This is a genomic window from Chromohalobacter sp. 296-RDG (assembly GCF_029889885.1).
Taxonomy (GTDB): Bacteria; Pseudomonadota; Gammaproteobacteria; order Pseudomonadales; family Halomonadaceae; genus Chromohalobacter.
In genome coordinates, this window is sequence record NZ_JARANY010000245.1 from 1 (window position 1) to 964 (window position 964).

Sequence of the window (964 nt, forward strand, 5' to 3'; positions counted from 1 at the left end):
GGAAGAAGGCGCGTACTTGACCCCCGCCTCCCACTGTTTACCTTCGATTTCTTCGAAAACCGCACCCTGAGCGTCAGTCTGAGCTTGCGGCCTGAACGACTCGGTATAGCTAAGATACGGGCTCACTCCGTTGTCACCCAAGTACATCAGGCCGCCGGAGAAAGAGGTCTCGGACTGGGTCTCATCAACTGTGACATCGGTGTCCTGATTCGTATTCTTAACATCGGCGCTGTCATGACGAACACTACCCAGCAGCACCCAGCGATCATCGATGCGCAGTTGATCCTGTACATAAACACCAAGCTGCTGTTTATCGATCTGCCGGCCTATCAGTTGGCTGTCAGGCACCGGCGTAGCGGTTGTATCAGGATTGAAAATATCAACAGTATCGTAGGTGTAATTGTCATATTCCTTACCATCAAGGCTCAGGTCCTGATAGTCGACACCGAACAACAACGTATTTTCCATGCGTTCAGTATACCACTTCCCGACCATACGGTTATCGATGGTAAAGCTGTCGATCTCACCGTCACGCTGTAGATGACCACGATCAGCTAACCGTGTACTTCCCTCGTTGAGAGACGACATCAGGTACGTACTACGCAGATCCAGATCTAAGTGACTATAGCGAAAGTTTTGCTCGAACTTCCAAGTGTCATCAAGCTGGTGCTGAAATTCATAACCGATACCGAACTGGGTATGCTCATCTTTATCGTAGTCTGAAGCACCATAATTAGTTTCAGGATCGACTTTCCCATAGGGAGTATCTTCCAGCGTGCCGTACGCAAGCTTAAAGGGATTTTTAGGCGTACCGTCATCCTTCTGGTAACTGGCCAGCAGGGTCAGTTGAGTATCCTGGATTCATAGAATAACCGCAGCACTTTGGACCGCCAGGTAGAGGAAGGAGGGCCAGCGCCGGTACCCTCTCGACTTTACCGACCAAAGTGAAGCAGAGAATGGGATA

Annotated in this window: 1 protein-coding gene; it reads right to left on the minus strand. The window is 50.1% G+C overall.

Going from position 1 to position 964, the window contains the following annotated elements:
* Window positions 1–861 (minus strand): TonB-dependent receptor (locus tag OP495_RS18250; protein WP_348521331.1); only part of this gene is annotated, 861 nt, incomplete at its 3' end.
* Between the last annotated feature and the right edge of the window lie 103 nt (window positions 862–964).